The 22,603-nt window shown below is 73.0% G+C and carries 22 protein-coding genes and 2 pseudogenes; 6 read left to right on the plus strand and 18 right to left on the minus strand.

Annotated elements, in window-relative coordinates; translation table 11 throughout:
• Window positions 1-337, plus strand: a pseudogene (locus tag RH94_RS44825) (diacylglycerol kinase); the annotation flags it as partial.
• Between the two features lies 1 nt (window position 338).
• Here the strand turns inward: RH94_RS44825 and RH94_RS27875 are convergent.
• From RH94_RS27875 to RH94_RS44830, 3 genes and pseudogenes are all read right to left on the minus strand, one after another.
• Window positions 339-953 (minus strand): Uma2 family endonuclease, encoded by a 615-nt coding sequence (locus RH94_RS27875; RefSeq protein WP_073951013.1) that lies wholly within the window; start codon window positions 951-953, stop codon window positions 339-341.
• A 58-nt stretch (window positions 954-1,011) separates the two neighbouring features.
• A partial coding sequence (locus RH94_RS27880) for a GbsR/MarR family transcriptional regulator (RefSeq protein WP_234426090.1) occupies window positions 1,012-1,419 on the minus strand: 408 nt, incomplete at its 5' end.
• Between the two features lie 2 nt (window positions 1,420-1,421).
• A pseudogene (locus RH94_RS44830) lies at window positions 1,422-1,513 on the minus strand (MarR family transcriptional regulator); the annotation flags it as partial.
• A 74-nt stretch (window positions 1,514-1,587) separates the two neighbouring features.
• On the opposite strand from RH94_RS44830, the gene RH94_RS27885 reads away from it, so the two are divergent.
• Window positions 1,588-2,514 (plus strand): ABC transporter ATP-binding protein, encoded by a 927-nt coding sequence (locus RH94_RS27885; RefSeq protein ID WP_073951017.1) that lies wholly within the window; start codon window positions 1,588-1,590, stop codon window positions 2,512-2,514.
• Window positions 2,511-4,124, plus strand: coding sequence for an ABC transporter permease (locus RH94_RS27890; RefSeq protein WP_073951019.1), 1,614 nt, complete (start codon window positions 2,511-2,513; stop codon window positions 4,122-4,124). The genes RH94_RS27885 and RH94_RS27890 overlap by 4 nt, the downstream gene beginning before the upstream one ends.
• A gap of 30 nt (window positions 4,125-4,154) precedes the next feature.
• Here the strand turns inward: RH94_RS27890 and RH94_RS27895 are convergent, their stop codons facing one another.
• From RH94_RS27895 to RH94_RS27965, 15 genes are all read right to left on the minus strand, one after another.
• On the minus strand, window positions 4,155-4,751 hold the full coding sequence (locus RH94_RS27895) for a Uma2 family endonuclease (protein ID WP_073951021.1): 597 nt from the start codon (window positions 4,749-4,751) through the stop codon (window positions 4,155-4,157).
• A gap of 100 nt (window positions 4,752-4,851) precedes the next feature.
• A complete protein-coding gene (locus RH94_RS27900; RefSeq protein WP_073951023.1) occupies window positions 4,852-6,072 on the minus strand; it encodes a cytochrome P450 in 1,221 nt (406 codons plus the stop codon).
• Window positions 6,073-6,147: 75 nt separating this feature from the next.
• Entirely contained in the window at window positions 6,148-6,828 is a 681-nt protein-coding gene (locus RH94_RS27905; RefSeq protein ID WP_073951025.1) for a response regulator, read from the minus strand.
• Window positions 6,825-8,180 carry a sensor histidine kinase gene (locus RH94_RS27910; RefSeq protein WP_073951027.1) on the minus strand — a complete coding sequence of 452 codons (1,356 nt, stop codon included), beginning with the start codon at window positions 8,178-8,180 and terminating at the stop codon, window positions 6,825-6,827. The genes RH94_RS27905 and RH94_RS27910 overlap by 4 nt, the downstream gene beginning before the upstream one ends.
• A 100-nt stretch (window positions 8,181-8,280) precedes the next feature.
• Complete coding sequence (locus RH94_RS27915; RefSeq protein WP_073951029.1) at window positions 8,281-9,228, minus strand: alpha/beta hydrolase; 948 nt, start codon at window positions 9,226-9,228, stop codon at window positions 8,281-8,283.
• Window positions 9,229-9,421: 193 nt separating this feature from the next.
• Complete coding sequence (gene kynU, locus RH94_RS27920; RefSeq protein WP_073951031.1) at window positions 9,422-10,627, minus strand: kynureninase; 1,206 nt, start codon at window positions 10,625-10,627, stop codon at window positions 9,422-9,424.
• Window positions 10,620-11,486, minus strand: a complete 867-nt coding sequence (locus tag RH94_RS27925; protein ID WP_073951034.1) for a tryptophan 2,3-dioxygenase family protein — start codon at window positions 11,484-11,486, stop codon at window positions 10,620-10,622. The genes kynU and RH94_RS27925 overlap by 8 nt, the downstream gene beginning before the upstream one ends.
• A 152-nt stretch (window positions 11,487-11,638) precedes the next feature.
• Window positions 11,639-12,052 (minus strand): DUF3151 domain-containing protein, encoded by a 414-nt coding sequence (locus tag RH94_RS27930; RefSeq protein WP_073951036.1) that lies wholly within the window; start codon window positions 12,050-12,052, stop codon window positions 11,639-11,641.
• A gap of 4 nt (window positions 12,053-12,056) precedes the next feature.
• Window positions 12,057-13,571 (minus strand): MFS transporter, encoded by a 1,515-nt coding sequence (locus tag RH94_RS27935; RefSeq protein WP_073951038.1) that lies wholly within the window; start codon window positions 13,569-13,571, stop codon window positions 12,057-12,059.
• A 165-nt stretch (window positions 13,572-13,736) separates the two neighbouring features.
• Entirely contained in the window at window positions 13,737-14,768 is a 1,032-nt protein-coding gene (gene fbaA / locus RH94_RS27940) for a class II fructose-bisphosphate aldolase (protein WP_073951040.1), read from the minus strand.
• Between the two features lie 153 nt (window positions 14,769-14,921).
• Window positions 14,922-15,470, minus strand: a complete 549-nt coding sequence (pyrE, locus tag RH94_RS27945; RefSeq protein WP_073951042.1) for an orotate phosphoribosyltransferase — start codon at window positions 15,468-15,470, stop codon at window positions 14,922-14,924.
• A gap of 10 nt (window positions 15,471-15,480) precedes the next feature.
• Window positions 15,481-16,269: an aldose 1-epimerase gene (locus RH94_RS27950; protein WP_073951044.1), complete on the minus strand. Its 789-nt coding sequence runs from the start codon at window positions 16,267-16,269 to the stop codon at window positions 15,481-15,483.
• Window positions 16,270-16,639: 370 nt separating this feature from the next.
• Window positions 16,640-17,557 (minus strand): SRPBCC domain-containing protein, encoded by a 918-nt coding sequence (locus RH94_RS27955; protein WP_079189209.1) that lies wholly within the window; start codon window positions 17,555-17,557, stop codon window positions 16,640-16,642.
• A gap of 97 nt (window positions 17,558-17,654) precedes the next feature.
• The gene (locus RH94_RS27960; protein WP_073951046.1) at window positions 17,655-19,274 is read right to left on the minus strand and encodes a polyamine aminopropyltransferase; all 1,620 of its coding nucleotides are present in this window, start codon (window positions 19,272-19,274) and stop codon (window positions 17,655-17,657) included.
• A gap of 90 nt (window positions 19,275-19,364) precedes the next feature.
• Entirely contained in the window at window positions 19,365-19,892 is a 528-nt protein-coding gene (locus tag RH94_RS27965; protein ID WP_073951048.1) for a DUF2617 family protein, read from the minus strand.
• A 772-nt stretch (window positions 19,893-20,664) separates the two neighbouring features.
• Between RH94_RS27965 and RH94_RS27975 the strand changes: the two genes are divergently transcribed.
• The 3 genes from RH94_RS27975 to RH94_RS27985 all read left to right on the plus strand — a co-directional run bounded on the left by RH94_RS27975 (window position 20,665) and on the right by RH94_RS27985 (window position 22,559).
• Window positions 20,665-21,867: a pyridoxal phosphate-dependent aminotransferase gene (locus RH94_RS27975; protein ID WP_073951052.1), complete on the plus strand. Its 1,203-nt coding sequence runs from the start codon at window positions 20,665-20,667 to the stop codon at window positions 21,865-21,867.
• Between the two features lie 164 nt (window positions 21,868-22,031).
• Window positions 22,032-22,289: a type II toxin-antitoxin system Phd/YefM family antitoxin gene (locus RH94_RS27980; RefSeq protein WP_037676836.1), complete on the plus strand. Its 258-nt coding sequence runs from the start codon at window positions 22,032-22,034 to the stop codon at window positions 22,287-22,289.
• A 9-nt stretch (window positions 22,290-22,298) separates the two neighbouring features.
• Window positions 22,299-22,559, plus strand: a complete 261-nt coding sequence (locus tag RH94_RS27985) for a Txe/YoeB family addiction module toxin (protein WP_073951054.1) — start codon at window positions 22,299-22,301, stop codon at window positions 22,557-22,559.
• The last annotated feature ends 44 nt before the right edge of the window (window positions 22,560-22,603 follow it).

Below are 22,603 nucleotides of genomic sequence, written 5' to 3' on the forward strand. Positions count from 1 at the left end.
GGTGCCGCGCCCGCCCCGGACGGCGAACGTGACCGGCCCCGGGCCGGCCCGGCTGCGTGTGGAGGTCGACGGGGTGACGGTCGTGGACCTGGACCAGCCGGTGGAGGCGGTGTCGGTCGCGCCGGGGGACTCCGGGACGGCGGCGGTGGAGGTACGGCCGCTGTCGGGGCCCGGCGCGGAGATCTCGCCCGTGCTGACCCGGGGGCGCACGGTGACCGTCTCGGGCGCGGACTTCCGGTACCGGGCGGACGCGGTGGTGTCGGGGCCGGTGCGGACGCGGACGTGGCGGGTCGTGGAGGGGGCCTGGGGGCTGGTGTTGCCGGTTTCGGCGGGGTGAGTCAGGCCTGGTCGTCGTCCTTCTGCGGTGCCTGGAAGCCGTCGGTGTCGAGGGTGCAGTCGAGGGGTTCCGGGATGTAGAGCTTCTCGCCGAACGACTTGGTGAGCTGTCCCTGGTATCCCTTGGAGGACGGTGCCCAGAAGACTGTGGCTTCCTCTTTCTGCATGTCGAGGAGCAAGTAGACAGGGACTCCGGCCTTGCCGTACGTCTCGACCTTCTCCGTCAGGTCATCCACTCGCGTGGAGGGAGAGGTCAGTTCGGCGACGAACGAGAGGGCTTCCCCGTCGAGGCGGTTGCTGGTGGAGCGGCGGGCACGTCGGTGAGCCGCATGAATGTCAGGTCCGTACGCGCTCTCGACGCCCGGAAACACGTACAGCAAGGGGCCCCACGTGATCCGGTGCCCCTCGGGCAGACAGGGACGCAGCTGGTCGCAGACCAAGTCCATCACATCCGCGTAATAGGCCTTCGACCACGGCGACACGACGATGTTCCCCCTGATGATTTCTGCCTTGTAGCCGTCAGGCACGTTCAGCTCGTCGAGGAGGTCCAGCAGTCCCTCGAAGCCGCCGTGGGGTTTGGCATCGCTTATTACCGGTCGCTCTGTCATCAACGTCATGATGCGCCCTCCCTCTGAAGCAGACCAGTCCGCCACTCAGAGTATCCGATCGACTACATCACCCGCCCGGGTTCTTCTCCCGGTACTCGCGCCACCGCTCCATCATCCCCGCCACGTCCCGCTCGATGAACTCGAAGAACTCCAGGGTCTCGGCCAGCCTGCGGCCCGCCGGGGTCTGGGCGCCCAGGCTGGCGACCCCCTCCCGCAGGGCGTCCTCCCACCGCTTGATGATCGCGTCGCGGCTGGTCAGCGCCTCGTACCACTGGTTGCTGTGCACCCGGTAGCGCTCCCGGCGCGAGCCGGGCTCGCGCTCGCGGGAGACCAGGTGCACCTGGGACAGGTAGCGCACCGCGCCCGAGACCGCCGCCGGGCTGATCCTCAACCGTTCGCCCAGTTCGGCCGAGGTCAGGGTGCCCGAGTCGGAGGCGAGCAGCGCGGCGAAGACCCGGGCCGGCATGCGCGGCACNNCCCGCCTCGACGAGCTGCGCCGCGAAGTGTTCCACGAACCGCGACACCGCCTCCGGGTCCCGTTCCACCGCCGCCGCCTTCGACTCCGCCATGCCCTCCAGCCTATCCGTAATTCATACGTTTTCTTAACTTCACAAATTTCTGAAAGAAGCGTACGTTGCGCAGCATGACGCAGGCAATCACGGTCTCCGGGCTGCACAAGTCCTTCGGCCGGACCCACGCCCTGGACGGCCTCGACCTGGACGTCGCCGCTGGCGAGGTCCACGGCTTCCTCGGCCCCAACGGCTCCGGCAAGTCCACCACCATCCGGATCCTGCTCGGCCTGCTGCGCGCCGACTCCGGCGCCGCGCGGGTGCTGGGCCGCGACCCCTGGACGGACGCGGTGGAGGCGCACCGCCGGATCGCCTATGTCCCCGGGGACGTGACCCTGTGGCGCAACCTCTCCGGGGGCGAGGTCATCGACCTGTACGGCAGGCTGCGCGGGGGACTCGACCGGCGGCGCCGGGACGAACTGGTCGAACGCTTCGAGCTGGATCCGACGAAGAAGGGCCGGACGTACTCCAAGGGCAACCGGCAGAAGGTCGCCCTGGTCGCCGCCTTCGCCTCCGACGTCGACCTGCTGATCCTGGACGAGCCGACCTCGGGCCTCGACCCGCTGATGGAGGAGGTCTTCCAGCGCTGCGTGGCGGAGGAGCGCGACCGCGGCCGCACCGTCCTGCTCTCCTCCCACCTCCTCAGCGAGGTCGAGGAGCTGTGCGACCGGGTGAGCATCATCCGCAAGGGCCGCACCGTGGAGAGCGGTTCGCTGGCCGATCTGCGCCACCTCACCCGCACCAGCGTCACCGCCGAGCTCGCCGGGCCGCCCGACGGGCTCGCCGGCCTGCCCGGCGTCCACGACCTCGACGTCCGGGGCCACCGGGTCCGCCTCCAGGTGGACACCGACAAGCTGAACGAGGTACTGCGCTCGCTGAGCGGGACGGGGGTGCGGTCGCTGACCTCCACCCCGCCGACGCTGGAGGAGCTGTTCCTGCGGCACTACCAGGACGAGGCCGGTTCGGACGCCGGAAGCGGAACCGTGGAGGTGGCGCGATGACCGCCGCCGCCTCCCCCGTCCCCGCCGCGCGGGCCGACCGCTCCCGCCGTCTGGCCGGCACCGGGACCCTGCTGCGGTTCGCCCTGCGCCGCGACCGCGTGATGATCCCGGTCTGGGTCGCGGTCAACGCGCTGATGGTCCTGTCCATGCCGAACACGATCAAGGGCCTGTACGCCACCCCGGCCGAACGCGCCGACCTGATGCACCAGATGGCGACGAACCCCTCCCTGCGCGCCATGGTCGGCCCGGTGTTCGGCGACTCGCTGGGCGCGCTGACGGCCTGGCGGGTCGGGGTGTACGCGGGGGCGCTCGCCGCCGTGATGAGCCTGCTCGTCGTCGTACGGCACACCCGGGACGAGGAGGAGAGCGGACGGCAGGAACTGGTCTCGTCCGGAATGGTGGGCCGCCGGGCCCCGCTGACGGCGGCGCTGCTGGCGGCGGCCGTCGCCAACGCGGTCCTGGCCCTGCTGATCACGGCCGGTCTGGCAGGACAGGGCGCCTTGGGGGCCCTCGCCCTCGGGCTCGGGGTGGCGGGCGTGGGCATGGTCTTCGCCACGATGGCGGCGATCGTCGCCCAGCTCACGGAGAGCGCCCGGCCGGCCCGCGGCCTGACCTCCGCCGTCCTGGGCGCGGCCTTCGTGCTGCGGGCGGCCGGCGACTCCGGGACGGACGACGGCGCATCCGTGCTGACCTGGCTGTCCCCGCTGGGCTGGCTGGAGAACCTGCGGGCCTTCGCCGGCGAACGCTGGTGGGTGCTGTCGCTGTTCGCCGCCGCGGCGGTCGTCCAGGCCTCGGTCGCCTACGAGCTGGCCGGGCGCCGGGACACCGGCATGAGTTTCCTGCCGGCCCGGCCGGGACCCGCCCGGGGCCGTATCGGGACGGCGGGCGCGCTGGCCTGGCGGCTGCAGCGGGGCAGCGTGCTCGGCTGGAGCGCCGGCTTCTTCGTCGCGGGAGTCGTCTACGGCGGGATGGCGGACGGCGCGGCCCAGCTGGTCGGCGACAACGCCAAGGCGCGGGAGATCTTCCAGCGGATGGGCGGTCAGGCCGGCCTGACGGACGCCTTCCTCGCCGCGATGGTCGGGATGCTCGGCCTGGTCGCCGCGCTCCATGTCGTCTCCTCCGTGCTGCGCCTGAGCGGCGAGGAGAGCTCGGGCCGTGCCGAGCCGGTGCTGGCGGGCGCGGTGGGCAGGCTGCGCTGGGCCGCCGGGCATCTGCTGATCGCCTTCGGCGGCTCGGTCCTGATCATGCTCCTGGCCGGGCTGGGCATCGCGGTCGGCCACGGCAGGCAGGCCGGGCCGGTGCTCGGCGCGTGCCTGGTCCAGGTGGCCGGGGTGTGGGTAGTGGGCGGCATCACCGTCCTGCTCCATGGCGTCCTGCCGCGGGGCGCCGTGGCCGCGTGGGGTGTGGCCGGGGCGGTGCTGCTGATCGGCTGGATCGGCCCGGCGCTGGACGTCCCGCAGTTCGTGCTGGACCTCTCCCCCTTCGGGCACCTGCCCAAGCTGCCGGGCGGGCGGATGGAGTGGGGGCCGGTCGGCGTCCTGCTCGCACTCGCGGCGCTCCTGGTGGCCGGGGGGCTGGCGGGCCTGCGCAGACGGGACGTCGGCGGCTGAGCGTGCGCCGAGGGGTGCGGCTCGGGCGGCTCAGTCGGCGTACTGCTTGAGCTCCTCGGTGTCGAGTTCGATGCCGAGGGGCTCCGGCAGCGAGAGCTTGGCTCCGAACGACTTCTTGTTGGCACCGCGGTATCCCTCACCCGGGACGGGATCGCTGTAGAGCGTGACGGAGGCGTCGTCGCGGTCGATCAACAGGTAGTAGGGGATGCCCGCCTCGGCGTATCCGAGGGGCTTCTCCTCACGGTCCCGGCGGTGCGTATCCGCGTCGTACGAGGTGACCTCGACGGTCATCAGCACACCGGCGGTGTCGGCCCAGTCGCCCTTGCCCGCGAACGTGCCCCGTGGCGCCAGCACCGCGTCGGGAAGCGCCCGGCCCTTGCGATACCTCTCGATCCGCAGCCCCAGCTCGCCGCCCCCGTAGAGCCACAGCCCGGTACCGGCCACCAAGAAGCACTCCTGCAGCCACCGGATGACCTCGCTGTGGTTGCCGTCCGTCATGCCCTTGATCCCGACCCGTCCGTTGATGAATTCCAACCTGACGGCGTCGAACCTCTTGGCCACGTGCGCGGCGAGCTCCTCGAACTCCTCTACGGACATCTGGGACGTGTGCTGCGCCATAACCGTCATGGTGCCTCCTCTCGCAGGCCGGCACCAGCTTGCCGAGCCTGCGATCACGACCGGGCGTACTCGTACGGAGATCAGCCGAACGGGTGAGCCGGGCCCGGCGTCAGCCCACCACCACGCTCAACCCCTCCAGCCCCCGGATCACGAAGTTCGGCTTCCGCCGCGGCTCCGCCGCCAGGGTGAGCGTGGGGGCCCGCTCCAGCAGGGCCGTCATGGAGGCCGCCAGTTCGATACGGGCCAGGGGGGCGCCGATGCAGTAGTGGATGCCCGCGCTGAAGGAGATGTGCGGGTTGTCCCGGCGGGTCAGGTCCAGGCGCCCGGGGTCGGTGAAGACGGCCGGGTCGTGGTTGGCCGAGCCGAAGAGCATGGCGATCTCCGCGCCCCTGGGAATCGTCGTGCCGTCGATCTCGACCTCGTCCAGGACCCAGCGCTCGAAGAGCTGCAGCGGCGTGTCGTAGCGCATCAGCTCCTCGATCGCGGACGGGACCAGGGAGTGGTCCGCGCGCAGGGCCGCGAGCTGGTCCGGGTTGCGGAACAGCGCCCACCAGCCGTTGACCGTGGCGTTCACGGTGGCCTCGTGGCCGGCGTTGAGGAGCAGGACGGCCGTGGAGATCATCTCCTGCTCCGTCAGCCGGTCGTCCTCGTCGTGCGCGGCGATCAGCCCCGAGATCAGGTCCTCGCCCGGCTCCTTGCGGCGCTCGGCGATCAGCTCCCGCAGGTAGTCGGAGAACTCGACCGACGCCCGCACCGCCTTCTCCGCCGCCTCCTCGGACGGGTTCAGCTCGTACATCCCGCAGATGTCCGCCGACCAGGGCCGCAGCGGGGCCCGGTCCGCCTCGGGGATGCCCAGCATCTCGGCGATCACCGCGACCGGCAGCGGCTCCGCGACGTCCGTGAGCAGATCGCCGCCGCCCGCCTCCACCAGGGCGGAGACCAGCTCGTTCGCCAGCCGGTGCACGTACGGCTTCAGCCGCTCCACCGTGCGCGGCGTGAACGCCTTCGACACCAGCCGCCGGATCCGGGTGTGGTCCGGCGGCTCCAGGTCGAGCATCCCGTGGTCGTTGAGGACGTGGAACGGCTCGTGCTCCGGCGGGGGCGCCGTACGGCCGAACTCCTCGTGCGTGAACCGGTGCTGGTAGGTCCGGCCCAGCCCGCGGTCCCGCAGCAGCGCCGAGACGTCCGCGTGGTGCGGGACCAGCCACTGGTCGGTGGGCTCGTAGTAGAGCACGCGGCCCCGCGCGCGCAGCTCGGCGTACGCCGGGTACGGGTCGGCGACGAACGCCGGGTCCCACGGGTCGAAGGCGAGGTCGGAAAGTGCGGACATGCCCGGACGTTAGCCCGGCCGCCCCCGGTCTGACCAGGGGTGGCGTCTCACCTCACACCGCCCGGCCGGGGCGGCTCACCCCGGTGTGACCAGCCGCGCCTCGTAGGCGAACACCGCCGCCTGGGTGCGGTCCCGCAGGCCCAGCTTGACCAGGATCCTGCTCACATGGGTCTTGATGGTCGACTCGGCGACCACCAGCCGCCCGGCGATCTCCGCGTTCGACAAACCCTGCGCGATCAGCACCAGCACCTCCGTCTCCCGCTCGGTCAGGTCCCCGTACGCCGCCTGCGCGGTGGCCGCCGGCCGCAAGGACTCGGCCATCTTCGAGAACTCGGTGATCAGCCGCCGGGTGACCGAGGGCGCGAGCAGCGCCTCGCCGGCCGCGACCACCCGCACCCCGTCGGCGAGCTGCCGCGCCGAGGCGTCCTTGAGCAGGAAGCCGGAGGCTCCCGCCCGCAGCGCCTGGTACACGTACTCGTCCAGGTCGAACGTGGTCAGCACCAGCACCTTCGCCGTGCCGTCCGCGGCGACGATCTCCCGGGTCGCCTCGATGCCGTTCAGCTCCGGCATCCGGATGTCCATCAGCACCACGTCCGGGGCCAGTTCGCGTACCCGCTCCACCGCCTCGCGTCCGTTGACGGCCTCGCCGACGACCTCGATGCCGGGCATCGCGTTCAGCAGGACCGAGAAACCCTCGCGCACCATCATCTGGTCGTCCGCGATCAGGACGCGGATCGTGCCGTCCGTGGCCGTCATGCCCCGGCCTCGTCGTCGTCCGCGCGCTCCGCCACCGTGGCGACCGGCAGGAACACCGCCACCTCGTAGCCTCCGTCGTCGGTCGGGCCCGCCGTCATCTCGCCGTCCAGCATCGACACCCGCTCCCGCATGCCGGTGATGCCGTGCCCGGATCCGGGCGAGGGCTTCGTCAACGAGGGCGCGGGCGGCGGGCCGTTGACCACGCGCAGGGCGAGCCCGCCGAGGACGTGGCCGACCTCCACCCGGGCGCTCGCTCCGGGCGCGTGCCGCAGGGTGTTGCTCAGGGCCTCCTGGACGATCCGGTACGCCGACAGCTCCACGCCCGGAGGGAGTTCGCGCACCGCGCCCATCACCGTCTTCTCCACGGTCAGGCCGGCCTCCCGCACGTTCGCCAGCAGCGTGTCGAGGTCGGCGAGGGTGGGCTGCGGGGCCTGCGGGGCCTCGTAGTCCTCGGCGCGGACGACCCCGAGGACGCGGCGCAGTTCGGTCAGGGCCGCCACCGCGTTCTCGCGGATCGTGGCGAAGGCCTTCTCCAGCTCGGGCGGCGGGTTCTGCACCCGGTAGGGGGCGGCCTCGGCCTGGATGGCGACGACGGACATGTGGTGGGCCACGACGTCGTGCAGCTCGCGGGCGATGGTGGTGCGCTCCTCCAGCAGGGTGCGGCGGGACCGCTCGTGCGCGGTCACCGTCTGCTGGGCGGTCACCTCCTGCTCGGCGTCGCGGCGGATGTGCCAGAGGGCGACGACGAGGAGGACGAGCGCGGAGAGGACCAGCATGGGTCCCGAGTTGTCGCCGGAGTGGTGGCCGTACACGGTCTCGGCGGCCAAGGCGTAGCACGCGGTGACCATCCAGGTCCACGCCGCCGTACGCGGCCGGGTGCGTATCGCCACCACGGTGAGGACCGTCAGGTGCGCGACGAAGCTGCCGGGCGACCACGGCCAGCCGCCGAGGTTGCCGAACACCACCCACGAGGCCGCGGTCGCCCCCAGGGAGAGCCAGAAGGCTCCGACCGGGCGGACCAGGGTGAGCAGGACCGGCACCAGGGCCAGCAGGCCGTATACCGGTGCCGGGCCGCCGTGGGCGCTCACCCACGCGAGGAGCATGGCCAGCAGGCCGGCCCCCACCACCACGGCGTGCGGGGCCCAGGCCGCGTACTCCCGCAGGCGTCCGGGCAGCCGCCGGGTCAGCGGGCCGTCGACGCTCATGCGGCGCATCGGACGGTAGGCGAAGGCGCCCTGGAACAGATCCTGTCGCAGGACGTTCGCGGCCAGCGTGTACTCGGGGCTGCGCGGCTTGTGCGCGCCGAACGCGCCGTCCGGCGCCGTCCGCTGCGTCTGGGTCGTCTCGGTCACGGTGGAAACGGTAGGCGGAGGCGGGGGCGCGGTCGTCCCCAGTGAGGGGGGTCTTTCCCGGTCCGTCTCAGGTACTACCGCCCGACCGGGTCCCCGGGGCTCACCACGCCAGCTGGGCGATCTCCTCCGCCGCCACCGCGCACGCGTCCGCCGCCGGGTCGATCAGGGAGAAGTGGCCGACCTCCTCCAGGAGGGTCAGGCCCACCAGTTCACCCGCCTTCGCCGCCGCCTCCGCGTAGGACTCCGCGACCGCCTGCGGTACGTCCAGGTCGCCGCGGCCCTGGACGAGGGTGGTCGCGATGCCGGTGGGCAGGAGGAGGGCCGGGTCGGCGTAGGGCCGGCGCTCCTCGAAGCCCTCGTCTCCGCCCAGCAGTTGGCGGGCCGCTCCGCCGCACACGTCCAGCTTCTCGGCGACCGCGAAGTCGGCGACCGGAGCGAGGGCGACCACGCCGCGCAGCGGTGCGGGGCCGTCCGTGCGCCAGGGGGCGTCCGCCGGGAGGACGTGGCGGGCCGCCGCCCACAGGGCCAGGTGGCCGCCCGCCGAGTGACCGGTGATCACCGTGCGGCGTATGTCGGCCTGGGGGAGCGCCTCCCGGGCGAGCGCGGGCAGCGCGTCGAGCGCCGCCGCCACGTCGTCGAACGTGTCCGGCCAGCGGCCCGCGACCGGTGCCCCGCCCCCGGCCGCCGGGGTGGTGCCGCCGCGCCGGTACTCGACGTTGGCCACGGCGAAGCCGCGGCGGGCGAGGAAGTCCGCGAAGGGGGTGATGTGGCGGCGGTCGTACGGGGACCGCCAGGCGCCGCCGTGCAGCACCACCACGAGGGGTGCGGGGGAGTCGGGCGCCGGGGAAGCCGGGGAGTCGGGGGTGTCGCGGGGGGCGTAGAAGTCGACGACCTGGTCGGGGTGGTCGCCGTAGGCGGCCGTGGCGTCGGGGTCGACGGGCGCGTGCGAGAAGGCCGACTCCTCCTCCGCGGCGGCACGCGCGGCCGCGTCGCGGCCGGCGGTGTTCTCCGGTTCTGCGGCATCGCGGGGTGCGGCGGCGTCCGGCATGCTTCGACCTCTCAGCGATGAAACAGATGTGCGGACCGGAGGGAAATCGTTCGGCCGTTGGCCGGGACGGTACCAGGCCGGTGACGTGCGCGGAGGCGGGCATGTCACGCCCGGTGGGGCCGGGCGGTTCCGCCGCACGGCGCGGGACCGTGCGGCGGAACCGTTCTCCGGGACCGGCCGTGCCGGCGGCGGGTCAGCCGAGCAGCTCCTCCGCCAGCACCCGCGCCGCCCGCTCCACGTCCGCGAAGCCGACGTACAGCGGGGTGAAGCCGAAGCGCAGCACGTCGGGGTGGCGGAAGTCGCCGACCACGCCGCGCTCGATCAGCCGTCTCATCACGTCCCCGGCGTCCGGGCAGCGCAGGGCCACCTGACTGCCCCGCTCCCCGTGGGCCGGCGGGGTCAGGCACTCCACGCGTCCGGCGGGGACGTACGCGGCGACGCATTCCAGGAAGAAGTCCGTCAGCGCGAGGGACTTGGCGCGCACGGCCTCGACCGTCACCCCGTCCCAGACCTCCAGCGCCGCCTCCAGGGCGAGCAGGGAGAGGATGTCCGGGGTGCCGACGCGGCCGCGCAGCGCGCCCGCCGCCGGCTCGTACGCGTCCCGCATGCCGAAGGGCTCGGCGTGCGAGTTCCAGCCGGGCAGCGGGGAGTCGAAGCGGTCCTGGAGGTCGCGGCGGATGTACAGGAACGCCGGTGAACCCGGGCCGCCGTTCAGGTACTTGTAGGTGCACCCGACCGCCAGGCCCACGCCGTGCTCGTCCAGCCCCACCGGCAGGGCGCCCGCGCTGTGGCACAGGTCCCAGACGGCGTACGCGCCCGCCGCGTGCACGGCCGCGGTGAGGGAGGGCAGGTCGTACAGGCGGCCGGTGCGGTAGTCGACGTGGTTGAGCAGGACCGCGGCGGTGCGGGAGGACAGGGCCCCGGGCACCTCGGCCGGTGTCACCGGGCGCAGGGCGCAGCCCGTCATCCGGGCGGCGGATTGCGCGATGTAGCCGTCCGTGGGGAACGTCGTCGCGTCGACGACGATCTCGTCCCGGTCACCGCCGCCGCTGCCCTGTTCCCGGGCCATCCGTACGGCCGCCACCAGCGCCTTGAAGACGTTGACGCTGGTCGAGTCGCCCACCACGATCTGGCCGGGCGCCGCCCCGACCAGCGGGGCGATCCGGTCGCCGATCCGCTCGGGCGCGGTCCACCAGCCGCTCTCCGTCCAGGAGCGGATGCGCAGCTCGCCCCACTGGCGGCGGACGACGTCGGCGATCCGCTCCGGGACGTGTGCGGCGAGCGCGCCGAGCGAGTTCCCGTCCAGGTAGACGCCCTCGTCGAGGACGAACCGGTCGCGCAGCGCGGCCAGTTCGTCCGCCGCGTCCAACTTCTCTGCCTTGAGGGTCAGGTCAGACATGGGACCTCGCCGTCCACAGCTCGGGGAAGACGTTCTTGCGGGCTCGCTTCTCCAGCCAGGCCACCCCGGCGGAACCGCCCGTGCCGGGCTTGGCGCCCATCGCGCGGCGGGTGGCGACGAGGTGGTCGTTGCGCCAGCGCCACACCAGTTCGGCGACGTCCGTCAACGCCTCGCCCAGGCGGGCGAGTTCGTCGTCCGGGTCACCGGAGTAGAGCGCCGCCCAGACGGCCTCGACCTCCTCCGACGGCTCGTGGCGCAGCGACACGTCGCGGTGCAGGACGGCGTCCGGGATCGCGTGGCCGCGCCGGGCGAGCAGCCGCAGCACCTCGTCGTACAGGCTCGGCTCGTGCAGCGCCTTCTCCAGTTCCGCGTGGACGCGGGGGGCGCCGCGGTGCGGGACGAGCATGGACGCGGACTTGTCGCCGAGCAGGAACTCCATGCGGCGGTACATCGCCGACTGGAAGCCGGAGCCCTCGCCGAGGGCGCCGCGGTAGCTGTTGAACTGGGCCGGCGTGAGTGCGGCGAGCGGCTTCCAGGAGGCGTTCAGCGCCTGAAGCTCCCGTACGGACCGCTTCAGCGCGGCGACCGCCGTCGGGACGTCGTCCGAGCGCAGGGCGCGGGCGGCGGTCTCCCACTCGTGCACGATGACGGTGAACCACAGCTCCATCACCTGGGTGGTGACCAGGAAGACCATCTCTCCGGGGTCGTCCGAGAGGGTCTGCTGGAGGTGGGTGAGCACGTCCGCCCTGACGTAGTCCTCGTACGGCGTCGTGCCCTCGAAGTCGAGATGCGGGGTCTCGGGCTCATTGGCCTCAGCGGCCTCGGTGTGCTGAGGGGTCGGGTGAGCCTGTTGGGACATCGCTGTCTCCTGCTTGTACTCCGGGTAGCGGTCCGCCCCTGCCGATGCCGGCACGGGGGCCCCGGTCCCCACCGGCATCCTGCGCACCACGGGCACGGACCGCAAGACCCGTCCGGTCGTTCGGGCGGGCCCTGCGATGTGCCGTGCGTCGCTCAGCCCAGCGTCTGCGCCGCCGTCTGGGAGGAGTCCTTCAGGAACTGCGCGCAGCGCTCGTACTCCTCCTGCTCGCCGATCGCCCGCGCGGCGCGCGCGAGGGCGTGCAGGGCCCGCAGGAAGCCGCGGTTCGGCTCGTGCTCCCAGGGGACCGGGCCGTGTCCCTTCCAGCCGCTGCGGCGCAGCGCGTCCAGACCGCGGTGGTAACCCGTACGGGCGTACGCGTACGACTCGACGGCCGCACCCCGCTCGAACGCGTCGTCGGCCAACCGCGCCCACGCCAGCGACGACGCCGGGTACCGGGCCGCGACCTCGGTGGGCGAGGTCCCCTGCGCGAGCAGCTCGCGGGGCTCGGGGTCGTCGGGGAGGTGGGTGGGGGGCGGTCCGCCTAGGAGGTTCTCGTGAATGTTCATGGTCTCAGTCTGCTGGATGCGTACCGGGAGCACGCAGGGCCCCGTCCCGTGCCCGGCGGCCCTCCAGTGGCGGTGCCGTCACCCAGCCGTGGGTGCGGCACTCGGGGTGGCGGCAGCCGGGGGGCGGGCGGCGGACGGTCGTGAAGGCGAGGACCGCGCCCACCACCAGGACCGCCGCGCAGATCGGCATCGCCCGCCGGAACGCGGCGTCGAAGGCGGTCGCCGAGCGGTACGCCTCCGGGCCCATGCCGGACAGCAGCGGCAGGGCGGCCACCGCGATCAGACCGGCCGCGCGGGCGGCGGCGTTGTTGATGCCGCTGGCCAGGCCGGCGCGGGAGGTGTCCACCGAGGCGAGGACGGTGGCGGTCAGCGGGGCGACCAGGACGACCATGCCGACGCCCATGACCAGCAGGGCCGGCAGGACGTCGGTCAGGTAGTCCGCGCCGCTGCCGACCCGCAGCATCAGCAGCATCGCCGCCGCGCACAGGAGCGGTCCGGCCGTGAGCGGCAGGCGCGGGCCGATGCGGTCGGCGAGGGCGCCCGAGCGGGCCGAGAAGAGAAGCATGAGGACGGTGGTCGGGAGCAGGGCGGTGCCCGCGGCGAGCGGCGAGTAGCCGGCGACGACCTGGAGCTGGAGCGCGGTGAGGAAGAAGAAGCCGCCGAAGGCGGCGTACACGCACAGGGTGACCGCGTTGACCGCCGTGAACTGGCGGGAGGCGAAGATGGCCGGCGGCATCATCGGGTCCCGGCGGTGCTTCTCGACCCACACGAAGGCGACGGCGGCCAGCACCCCCGCGGTCGCGGTCAGGGGGACGGCCGGGGAGCCGGTGCGGGCCTCGATCAGGGCGTACGTCACCAGGGCGAGGGACAGCGCGCCGAGCGCCGCGCCCAGGACGTCGAAGCGGCCGTGGGCGGCCGGGTCGGACGACTCGGGGACGTGGCGCACGGCGACGGGCACGCAGACCAGGGCCAGGGGGATGTTCAGCAGGAAGACCCAGCGCCAGCCCGGCCCGGTCACCAGCCAGCCGCCGAGGAACGGGCCGACGGCCGCGCCGATGCCCCCGAAGCCGGACCACAGGCCCACGGCTCTGCTCCGGTCGTCCGGGTGGAAGGAGGCCTGGATGAGGGCGAGGGAGCCGGGGGTGAGGAGGGCGCCGCCGACGCCCTGCAGGGCGCGGGCGGCGATCAGGACGGCCGGGTTCGGTGCGAGGCCGCACAGCAGGGAGGCGGTGGTGAACCACACGACCCCGAGCACGAAGATCCTGCGCCGGCCGTAGCGGTCGCCGAGCGCGCCGCCGAGGAGGATCAGACCGGCCAGGGTGACCAGGTACGCGTTGACCGTCCACTGCAGGGCGGCGAGGCTCGCGTCCAGGTCGCGGCCGATGCGGGGCAGGGCGACGTTGACGACGGTCGAGTCCAGCAGGGCCATGCTGGAACCGAGCACGGTGGTGAGCAGGATCCAGCGGCCGGTGGGGGTCGAGATCCGGACGGCCGGGGTGTGCTGTGCGGTGACAGCCATGGTGCGATCATCCCGCGCGGGCCGGTTCCGGGCCAGGCGGGCTGACGACGAGCGGACGGACGACGAGCGAACGGACGGACGACGAGCGAACGGACGGACGACGAGCGAACGGACGGACGACGGGCCCGGTGCCGGAGCACCGGGCCCGTCGGACGGAACCGGGAGTTACTTGATCTTCGTGCCCGTCGAGCGCAGGTTGCCGCAGGCCTCGACGATGCGCCGGGCCATCGACGCCTCGGCCAGCTTGCCCCAGGTGCGCGGGTCGTAGGTCTTCTTGGAACCGACCTCGCCGTCGACCTTGAGGACGCCGTCGTAGTTCCTGAACATGTGGTCGGCCACGGGGCGCGTGAAGGCGTACTGGGTGTCCGTGTCGATGTTCATCTTCACCACGCCGTTCTCCAGCGCGGTGCGGATCTCCTCCTCCGTGGAGCCGGAGCCGCCGTGGAAGACGAAGTCGAACGGCTTGCTGTCGGCCGGGCGGCCGAACTTCGCCGCGACACCCTCGTTGAGCTCCTTCAGCAGCTCCGGGCGGAGGACGACGTTGCCCGGCTTGTACACGCCGTGCACGTTGCCGAAGGACGCGGCCAGCAGGTAGCGGCCCTTGTCGCCCAGGCCCAGGGCCTCGGCGGTGCGGATCGCGTCCTCGACCGTGGTGTACAGCTCGTCGTTGATCTCGTGGGAGACGCCGTCCTCCTCGCCGCCCGTCGGGGTGATCTCCACCTCGAGGATGATCTTCGCGGCGGCGGTGCGGACGAGCAGCTCCTGGGCGATCTTCAGGTTGTCGGCCAGGGTCTCGGCGGAGCCGTCCCACATGTGGGACTGGAACAGCGGGTTCCTGCCGTCCTTGACGCGCTCCTCGGAGATGGCGAGCAGCGGACGTACGTACCCGTCGAGCTTGTCCTTCGGGCAGTGGTCCGTGTGCAGCGCGATGTTGACCGGGTACTTCTCGGCGACGATGTGCGCGTACTCGGCCAGGGCCACGGCGCCGGTGACCATGTCCTTGCTGTACTGGCCGCCCAGGAACTCCGCGCCGCCGGTGGAGATCTGGACGATGCCGTCGCTCTCCGCCTCCGCGAAGCCGCGCAGGGCGGCGTGCAGGGTCTGGGAGGACGTCACGTTGATGGCCGGGTAGGCGAACTTGCCTGCCTTCGCCCGGTCGAGCATCTCGTTGTAGACCTCGGGGGTTGCGATGGGCATCTGTCCGCTCCTTGTATCTGCGGGTGCGTCTGCGTGCTTACGGCCCTGACCTAGGGAGTGACGTCATCGTCGGCCCCATCTTCGCAGACGTTGCCGGAAGTGTCGGACACCCCGTCCGGCCCGTGGACGAACCGGGTCGCCCGGCCCGTCGGCTCAGTCCAGTCCCAGCTCGTCTTTCGAGTACGCGAACAGGTACGGCACCCCGGCGCCCTGACGGATCTTCTCGGCCGCGCCGGTCGCCCGGTCGACGATCGTCGCCACGGCCACGACCTCGGCGCCCGCCTCGCGCACGGCCTCCACGGCGGTGAGCGGGGAACCGCCGGTCGTGGAGGTGTCCTCGACGACCAGCACCCGGCGGCCCTTGATCTCCGGGCCCTCCACCTGCCGCTGCAGACCGTGCGCCTTGGCGGCCTTGCGCACCACGAAGGCGTCCAGCCTGCGCCCGCGCGCGGCGGCGGCGTGCAGCATCGCCGCGGCGACCGGGTCGGCACCCATGGTCAGGCCGCCGACCGCGTCGAACTCGAGGCCGGCGGTCAGGTCCAGGAGCACCTGGCCGACCAGCGGGGCCGCCTCGCCGTCGAGGGTGACGCGGCGCAGGTCGACGTAGTAGTCGGCCTCCAGGCCGGAGGACAGCGTCACCCTGCCGTGCACCACGGCCTTGTCCTTGATCTGCTGCAGCAGCTCGCCGCGAACGTCGCTCATGCCAGCCAGCTTAAGCGCGGCGCCAGGTCCAGGTCGTCGTGGCCTCCAGCGGCTCCAGCGGCGTGACCAGGCGCGGGAGGGTGTTCAGGCCGCCCGGCGGGCCGGTCTGCGGCTCCACGCACACGGCGGCCTGCTGCTCGTCGTAGACGACGACCCACTCCACGGGGCTGGTCACCCTCAGGTCCAGCTGCCCGGGCCAGGTGAGCGTGACGTCGACGCCGCCGGGCATGCCGAAGCAGTCGTCCCAGGGGCCGGGCTCGGGATCGACGCGGTGGCCGGTGGGCAGGTGGTCCTCGCCGCGCTCCTCCTGCCAGGCGGGCCGGAAGTCCAGCTGTACGTCGTCTCCCCCGAGGCTGCGGTTGAACCACGGGTGCCAGCCGATCTGGGCCGGGAAGGAGGACTCGTACGTCTCCACGGACATCGTCAGCGTCAGGGCGTCCTCGGTCAGGGCGACCACCTGGGTGACGCGGCCGGAGTAGGGCCAGGGGTCGACCAGGTCGTACGTCATCACCACCTCGTTCGCCGAGGTGCGGGCCGTGCGCCAGGCGCCGTCGCGGGCGGTGCCGTGGATGGCGTGCGGCGGGGAGTTGAGCGGCATCTGGTGGACGGTGGCACCGTCCCGGAACCGGCCGTCGCGGATACGGCCGCACCAGGGGACCATCGGGAAGCAGCCGAACCGCTCTCCCTGGCGGAGCAGCTCCAGCCCCCCGACGCGGAGCCCCGCGATGCGCCCTCCGTTGTCCGGCCGCACGGTCGCCTCCGCGTCGCCCGCGGTCAGCGTGATGTCTTCGTTACTCACGCGACGAGGCTACTGTGCGGATCAAGGGGGCGGTTCCCGCCGGGGACGGCGGTGCGGGGGCGCGGCCGGGCCGCGCGACACGGGCACCCCCGGCCGTACACCGGGCTCCGCCCGGCCACCCGGGCAACGCCCACCCGTCGCACGGTGCCGCCGCACACGGCGGACGCTCCGGCCCCGCGGGACGCGCTCGCCCCAGCGGCACAGGACGGGCGCCGACCGCCCTCGTGGCACCACGGCACGAAGCGAGTGCAGCCGCACGGGACAGGCCCGCCCCGCCGCGCGGTACCACCACGCGCGGCGGAGCGGGCCTGACGTCCGCGGCGGACGCGCCCCGGACGCGCAGAACGGGTGCGGTCCGGCCTCGCGGTGGTCAGCGGCGGCGCCTGAGGGCTCGGCCCACGATGATCGCCGATGCCACGACCAGTGCCGCCGCGGGGGCCGCCCAGCGGAGGGCCGGGCCGGCGGCGACGGTGAGCGGGGCGGGGACGGGGGCGTAGCGGCCGCGGGGCGGGGCGTGGTCCACCTCCTCGGCGCTGCGCCCGATCATCGTCCGCCGCGCGTGCGCCGCCTCGGCGGGCGGCTCGGCGGGCTCGGTGAAGTCCTCGGAGACGGGAGGCTCGTCGTCCTCGTCCTCCTCGTCGGCCAGCGGGTCGAGGGCGGAGGGCGGAATCTCGTCGTCGAAGACGGGGGCGGGCCCGGCCGGGCGGGCCTCGGGAGCCTCGCCGGCCTCGGCGGGCTCGGCGGGCTCGGCGGACTCGGCGGGCGGAGGCACCGGCGCGTCGTCGGCGTCCGGGGCGGCATCGAAGTCGCCGGTGGCCAGAGGGGAGAAGTCCTCGGTGGCCAGGGACTCGGGTGCCGTCGGCTCGGGGGCCTCGGCGGCCAGGTTCTCCGCGAAGCGGTTCAGCAGGCGGATCACCGCCGTGTGCACGGCCTCCGGGGGCAGCTCGGTGACGCGGCCGTCGGCGGAGGCGGTGCCGTCGAAGACGAGCGCGGAGCCTTCGTCGGTGCCGCGGAGGCGGAGGGTGAGGGCGAGCTTCACCGAACCGGTGCCGCGGGACTCGGCCGCGTCGCCCTCGACGGCGTACGAACCGTCGTCGCGGGCGGAGACCCGCAGGGTGCCGCGGTAGGTGATGGAGTGGCTGCCGATCCGCACCTTCAGCCGGCCGGCGACGGGCTCGCTGCCCGCGTCCTGCTGGAGCCCGGGGACCGCCCGGGCGACCAGCGCGGGGTCGGCGAGCGCCACCCGCACCCGCTGGACCGGAACCGGAACGAACACCTCGTGCTCCATGTCAGCCGAGCGTACCCAGTACCGCTTCCAAATACCCTCCCCTCGCTCACACGCCCGGCCCGGCGCACGCGCACGCGCGCGGCACAGGGGCATCGCGTCAGCCGGTGTACCGGGGGTGGACCAGCGTCGAGGGCGGCAGGCGGGGGACGCGGGTGCGGGCCGCGGCCCGGGCGGCCGCCGTGAGCGACGTGGGGGTGAGCGTGCGCGGGCGGGGGGTCCTGGGGTCCAGGCCGAGGCTGGGGGCGGTGCGGGCCGCCAGGACGAAACCCCAGTCCTGGAGGGCGCGGGAGGCGCCGGCCGGGCCGGATTCGCGGCCGGTCACGCGGTACGGCACCGTGCGCAGTCCGGCCGCGCGGACCGTGGACTCCACCGTCCAGAACACACGCGGGCGGGAGGAGACCGGGCCCGCGTGCACCACCAGCCGGCCACCAGGCGCCATGGCCCGCCGGGCCAGGCCGTAGAACTCCAGCGCGTACAGCTTCGTACTCGACGTGACGTCCGGGTCGGGCAGGTCCTCGATCACCACGTCGTACGCCGCCGGCGCCGCCTCCCGCAGCCGGCGGAAGGCGTCGGCGGTACCCACGCGCACGCGTGGGTCGTCGTAGACGTGCGCGTTGAGCCGGGCGAGCGCCGGATCGCCGCGCGCCAGGCGGACGACCGCCGGGTCGGGCTCGACGACGTCCACCCGCTCGACGCCGGGGTGCCGCAGCACCTCGCGGGCGGCGAGCCCGTCACCGCCGCCGAGGATCAGCACGCGCGCGTGCGGCCCGGCCATCGCGGGGTGGACGAGCGCCTCGTGGTAGCGGCGCTCGTCGCGACCGCCGGCCCGCAGCCGCCCGTCGAGGAACAGCCTCAGCGGACGCCCGCCGGTGCCGCCGGTGAGCACCACCTCCTGCTCGCCGGTCCGCAGCGCCACCCGGACGTCCCCGCCGTACACCGCCTGCCGCGCGGCCCGCTCGAAGTCGCCCACCAGCGCGGCCAGCGAGGCCAGCAGCCCGAGTACGGCGACGTTGGCGACGAGCAGCAGCCACCGGCCGCGCGGGGTCAGGTCCCGCCGGAACAGCCCGAGGACGAGCCCGCCGCCTGCCACGGCGTTCACGGCACCGGTCAGCAGCGCGCCGGTCAACTGCCCCAGCAGCGGCAGCAGCAGGAACGGAAAGGCCAGCCCGCCGACGAGCGCGCCCACGTAGTCCGCGGCGAACAGGTCCGCGACCGCCCCACCCGCGTCCTGGCGGCGGATGCGCTGGATCAGCTCCATCAGCAGCGGCACCTCGGCGCCGATCAGCAGGCCCATCGCGAGGGAGAAGACGACCAGCAGGCAGCGCGGGCCGTCCGCCCACATGCCGCCCCAGTCGCCGGTCCAGGCGAACACCGCGTACAGCGCCATGGCACTGCAGCCCCCGACCAGGGCGAGCACCGCCTCGATCGCGCCGAAGCCGATGGCGGCGTGCCGGCGCAGCCGCTTGGCGGCGAGCGAGCCGATCCCCATCGCGAACACCATGACGGACAGCACGACGGATGCCTGGGTGACCGAGTCGCCCATAAAGTACGAGGCCAGTGCCACGAGTTCGAGTTCGTACACGAGTCCGCAGGCCGCGCAGACGAAGACACCCGCGAGGACGAGGTACCGACCGGTGCCCGGCCGGACGGGCAGCCTCGCGGGACCGCTGAAGGGCGGCGCCGGGGCGGGCGGGGCCGGGGCGTGCGGTTCGATCACGACTGCGACGTTACGTCACGGGCGTGGCACGCTTCGTCACCCACACGTGTGGAAAGGGCCGCTGCCGGCGTATCCCGTGTTTGCCCGCGCTCAACCGGTCCCGGTCAGCGCGGAGCGGCGCACTCCCACCCTCGTCCGGGTCGCCACCAACTGGCCGTCCTGGGGGTAGGCGTGCCAGGTCCGCCAGTGCACCTGGCCCTCGTGCCGCTGCGCCAGCATCGCGGTGAACGCGTGCGGACTGCCCGGGAAGACACCCGCGAGGCCGCGCGGATGCTCGGAGACGAGGGCCAGCAACTCCTGGGCGCGGCCCGCGAACGAGCCCGGCGAGAGCACCTCGACACGGGCCGCGAACTCGTACTCCCAGTCGCCCACCCGCTTGGCGACGCCGAGCGGCAGCGGTGTGCTGGAGCCCGGCATGCACGCCACGGTCTCCGAGCAGGTGCCCCGGTCCTCCTCCAGGAGCACCTGGTGGGACGCGCCGAGAAGTCTCAACTGGAGTTTCGCGCGGGTCAGTTCAAGATCCAGGGTGGCCAGTGCGGGCAACGGCTCGCGCCCCAGGGCCCAGGCGAGGTCGGCCGCGCGCGTGTCGGTGTAGGAGGTGTTCAGGGTCGTGAGCATGGATCGGCTCCGCTAGCACGCAAAGAAGAGGGAGGCATGGGCCAGAGCGCCCCGTCGGCACAGGGGCAACGGCCCGGTCAGCCCAGTTCGGGAGGGGGGTGTGCAGAACGTCCGAGGGGCTGCGCAGGTGATGTAGAGGGAATCATGAACAGCGGTTCCACCACAGCGTTTTTACCCAACTTCGTGGTGTTTCCATCCCTCAGAGGGCCCCACAGCTCAACTGTTCAACCCTCGCATGCGCCGGGGCGCGCGAGTCGGGGCCGCGGCGCCCGCCGGAGTGTGCCCCCGGCGGGCGCCGGCCCGGATGCGGTTCCCCCTGCGCAGCTCAGCTGCCCCGTGTCAGCTGCCTCCCCCGCATCCGCCCCCGCACGACGACCCACCGCCGCACGAGGAGTGCCCCCCGTACGAGTGACCCCCACACGAGTGGTGGCCGCCGGAGTGGTGCCCTCCCGAGTGACCCGGGCCGCCGGACGAGCAGCCGCCGTCCGACGCGGCCCACCAGCCGGTGCCGCCGTCCGCGCTCCCCCCGCCGAGCGACCGCGCGCGCCGGCCCGCGTACGCCTTGGCGTACGGGCCGCGGCGTCCCCTTCGGCGCACGGCGACCGTCCCGGCCAGCAACACCACCGCGATCACCGCCAGAAAGATGCCGAGAACCATGGCGTCCCCCTCCTTCCACTCCCCCGTGGGCGCCACGCTCGTAGCGTGAGCAGGACATGCCCGGCCGCCGGACCGGTCAAAGCACACTTGAGGAAGTCCAGAGCTTCGGCGCAGGATGGCCGCCATGACCTCCAGCGCGCGCCCGTTCCTCAACCGCCGGCTCGCCGAGTTCGGGACGACGATCTTCGCCGAGATGTCCGCCCTGGCCGTGTCGACCGGGTCGATCAACCTGGGGCAGGGCTTCCCCGACACCGACGGCCCCGAGGAGATCCGCGAGGCGGCCGTGCGCGCGCTGCGCGACGGGCGCGGCAACCAGTACCCGCCCGGCCCGGGCGTCCCCGAGCTGCGCGCGGCCGTCGCCGCACACCAGTTGCGGCGCTACGGGCTCACCTACGACCCGGACACCGAGGTGCTGGTCACGGCGGGCGCCACGGAGGCGATCGCGGCCGCGCTGCTGGCCCTCGTCGAACCGGGCGACGAGGTGATCGCCCTGGAGCCGTACTACGACTCCTACGCGGCCTGCGTCGCGATGGCGGGCGGCACGCGCGTACCGGTGACCCTGCGCCCGCACACCGAGGGGGGCGCCGCGTTCCGCCTCGACCTCGACGAGCTGCGTGCGGCGGTGACCGGCCGGACCCGGCTGCTGCTGATCAACACCCCGCACAACCCGACCGGTACGGTCCTCACCCGCGAGGAGCTGACCGCGATCGCCGAGCTGGCCGTCGAACGGGACCTGCTGGTGGTCACCGACGAGGTCTACGAGCACCTGGTCTTCGACGACGCCGAGCACATCCCCCTCGCCACGCTCCCCGGCATGCGCGAGCGGACGGTGACGATCGGCTCGGCCGGCAAGACGTTCTCGTTCACCGGCTGGAAGGTCGGCTGGATCACGGCGGCACCCGGCCTGGTGACGGCGGTGCGCTCGGCCAAGCAGTACCTGACGTACGTGGCCTCGGGCCCCTTCCAGTACGCGGTCGCCGAGGCACTCGCGCTGCCGGAGACGTACTACACCGATCTGCGCGCGGACCTGCGCGCCAAGCGGGACCTGCTGGCGACGGGCCTGACGGAGGCGGGCTTCGGGGTGTTCCGGCCGGCAGGCACCTACTTCATCACCGCCGACATCCGTCCCCTCGGCGAAACCGACGGCGAAGCCTTCTGCCTCGCCCTCCCGGAACGCGCCGGCGTCGTCGCCATCCCCACCTCGGTCTTCTACGACCACAAAGAGGCCGGGGCACCCTACGTCCGCTTCGCGTTCTGCAAACGCGTCGATGTGCTGGCAGGCGCGACGGAACGGCTCCGCAAGGCATTCGAGCACTGACCTGCCGCCCTGCGGGGCCGGTCGTTGCATTCCTCGTTGCCTGCCGCACCTCACCCGCCCGGAACTTTCGCGCCGTCGGCCGCCCGGTCGCGGTCGTCATTCCGGTGTTTGCCGCACCACAGGGATCGACGTACAATTTCCTGTACGTATAAGGAGGGTCGATCGTGAAGACCATGACGTACTCCGAGTCGCGCGCACGGTACGCCGAGGTGCTCAACTCCGTCACCGACGACCGCGAGGAGGTCGTCATCACCCGGGCCGGACATGAGCCGGTCGTCATCGTCTCCCTCGAGGACTACGAGTCCCTGAAGGAGACGGCGTACCTGCTGCGAAGCCCGGCGAACGCCCGACGCCTGCTCGCGTCCATCGACGAGCTGGAAAACGGCGGCGGCACCGTACGCGAGCTGGCGACCGACGAATAAGGGTCGCGAATGAAGATCACCTTCTCCTCCCGCGCCTGGGAGGACTACCTGTGGTGGCAGCTTCAGGACCGGAAGATCCTGAAGCGCATCAATACGCTCATCGCGGACATTGCCCGGAACGGCAACGAGGGGATCGGCAAACCGGAACCGCTCAAGCCCGGATTCCAGGGCTACTGGTCGCGCCGCATCAACGACGAGCACCGACTGATCTACAAGGCCACCGAGGACGGCGTCCTGATCGCACAGTGCCGCTACCACTACGAGAGCTGACAGAACCCAGGGATCGGGCACAGCCCCTGCCGGTACCAGCGTCG

The organism is Streptomyces kebangsaanensis, from assembly GCF_001906585.1.
GTDB classification, from domain to species: domain Bacteria; phylum Actinomycetota; class Actinomycetes; order Streptomycetales; family Streptomycetaceae; genus Streptomyces; species Streptomyces kebangsaanensis.

Bases quoted from the DNA above. Each gene is read 5' to 3' on its own strand.
- RH94_RS27875 (WP_073951013.1), bottom strand. From the start codon at position 953: ATGACGTTGATGACAGAGCGACCGGTAATAAGCGATGCCAAACCCCAC.
- RH94_RS27885 (WP_073951017.1), top strand. From the start codon at position 1,588: ATGACGCAGGCAATCACGGTCTCCGGGCTGCACAAGTCCTTCGGCCGG.
- RH94_RS27890 (WP_073951019.1), top strand. From the start codon at position 2,511: ATGACCGCCGCCGCCTCCCCCGTCCCCGCCGCGCGGGCCGACCGCTCC.
- RH94_RS27895 (WP_073951021.1), bottom strand. From the start codon at position 4,751: ATGACGGTTATGGCGCAGCACACGTCCCAGATGTCCGTAGAGGAGTTC.
- RH94_RS27900 (WP_073951023.1), bottom strand. From the start codon at position 6,072: ATGTCCGCACTTTCCGACCTCGCCTTCGACCCGTGGGACCCGGCGTTC.
- RH94_RS27905 (WP_073951025.1), bottom strand. From the start codon at position 6,828: ATGACGGCCACGGACGGCACGATCCGCGTCCTGATCGCGGACGACCAG.
- RH94_RS27915 (WP_073951029.1), bottom strand. From the start codon at position 9,228: ATGCCGGACGCCGCCGCACCCCGCGATGCCGCAGAACCGGAGAACACC.
- kynU (WP_073951031.1), bottom strand. From the start codon at position 10,627: ATGTCTGACCTGACCCTCAAGGCAGAGAAGTTGGACGCGGCGGACGAA.
- RH94_RS27925 (WP_073951034.1), bottom strand. From the start codon at position 11,486: ATGTCCCAACAGGCTCACCCGACCCCTCAGCACACCGAGGCCGCTGAG.
- RH94_RS27930 (WP_073951036.1), bottom strand. From the start codon at position 12,052: ATGAACATTCACGAGAACCTCCTAGGCGGACCGCCCCCCACCCACCTC.
- RH94_RS27935 (WP_073951038.1), bottom strand. From the start codon at position 13,571: ATGGCTGTCACCGCACAGCACACCCCGGCCGTCCGGATCTCGACCCCC.
- fbaA (WP_073951040.1), bottom strand. From the start codon at position 14,768: ATGCCCATCGCAACCCCCGAGGTCTACAACGAGATGCTCGACCGGGCG.
- pyrE (WP_073951042.1), bottom strand. From the start codon at position 15,470: ATGAGCGACGTTCGCGGCGAGCTGCTGCAGCAGATCAAGGACAAGGCC.
- RH94_RS27955 (WP_079189209.1), bottom strand. From the start codon at position 17,557: ATGGAGCACGAGGTGTTCGTTCCGGTTCCGGTCCAGCGGGTGCGGGTG.
- RH94_RS27965 (WP_073951048.1), bottom strand. From the start codon at position 19,892: ATGCTCACGACCCTGAACACCTCCTACACCGACACGCGCGCGGCCGAC.
- RH94_RS27975 (WP_073951052.1), top strand. From the start codon at position 20,665: ATGGCCGCCATGACCTCCAGCGCGCGCCCGTTCCTCAACCGCCGGCTC.
- RH94_RS27985 (WP_073951054.1), top strand. From the start codon at position 22,299: ATGAAGATCACCTTCTCCTCCCGCGCCTGGGAGGACTACCTGTGGTGG.